The organism is Flavobacterium bomense (assembly GCF_003970355.1).
In genome coordinates, this window is record NZ_RYDJ01000278.1 from 1 (window position 1) to 1,042 (window position 1,042).

2 protein-coding genes are annotated in these 1,042 nt (G+C 34.3%); both read left to right on the forward strand.

From position 1 onward, the window contains the following. Window positions 1–544: NosD domain-containing protein (locus tag EKL98_RS17280; protein WP_199740766.1), on the forward strand; the 544-nt coding region annotated here is incomplete at its 5' end. After that, window positions 541–1,042, forward strand: a 502-nt coding sequence (locus tag EKL98_RS17285; RefSeq protein WP_148104482.1) for an ABC transporter ATP-binding protein, incomplete at its 3' end; no start/stop codon positions are given. The genes EKL98_RS17280 and EKL98_RS17285, both read left to right, overlap by 4 nt.

Below are 1,042 nucleotides of genomic sequence, written 5' to 3' on the forward strand. Positions count from 1 at the left end.
TATGTTTACCCGAAGAGTGAAAATGTTTAATAATTATTTTGAAGAAAATTGGGGCGATGCAGCTTACGGATTGTTCCTAAAAGAAATCTCAGACAGTTACATTATTGGGAACAAATTTTCTAGAAATACATCAGGAATTCATATGGAAGGAACAAGCCGAATTTTAGTCGAAAAAAACATTTTTGAAGCCAATGGTTGGGGAATGAAAATTCAAGCGAGTTGTATGGAAAACATCATTAAAAACAACAATTTTGTTGGGAACACTTTTGATATTAGCACTAACGGAAGTCTGGTTTTGAATACTTTTGATGGCAATTATTGGGACAAATATGAAGGCTATGATTTAGACAAAAACGGAGTTGGTGATGTGCCATTTCGACCCTTGAGTTTGTTCGCAGTTCTTACTGAAAATAACCCTTCAGCGATGTTACTTTTCAGAAGCTTTATGATAACACTTTTAGATAAATCTGAGAAAATATTACCCAGTATCACACCTGATAATTTTATCGACAAAACACCATTAATGCACTCATTATCGCTATGATTGAAATTAAAAATATATATAAAAAATTCGGAAAGTTAGAAGTTTTAAGTGATGTCAATCTTACTTTCAATAAAGGAAAATGTGTCGCACTAATTGGTCCTAATGGTTGTGGAAAAACCACTTTGATAAAAAGTGTTTTGGGAATGGTGATTCCTAGTAAAGGCGATATTTTGTTTGACCAAAAATCGATACTCAATAAATATAAATATCGGGAACAAATTGGTTATATGCCGCAAATAGGACGTTATCCAGATTATATGACGGTGGGTCAAATCATCGAAATGATGAAAAAAATTAGAAATTCAGATGCCGTTTTGGATGAGGATTTAATCAAAGCTTTCGAACTCGAAAAAATATTCGACAAACAAATGCGGACGCTTTCAGGAGGAACAACCCAAAAGGTGAGTGCTACATTGGCTTTTCTGTTTAATCCCGATGTGTTGATTTTAGACGAGCCAACCGCGGGTTTAGATCCATTGGCTTCGGAAATATTGAAAG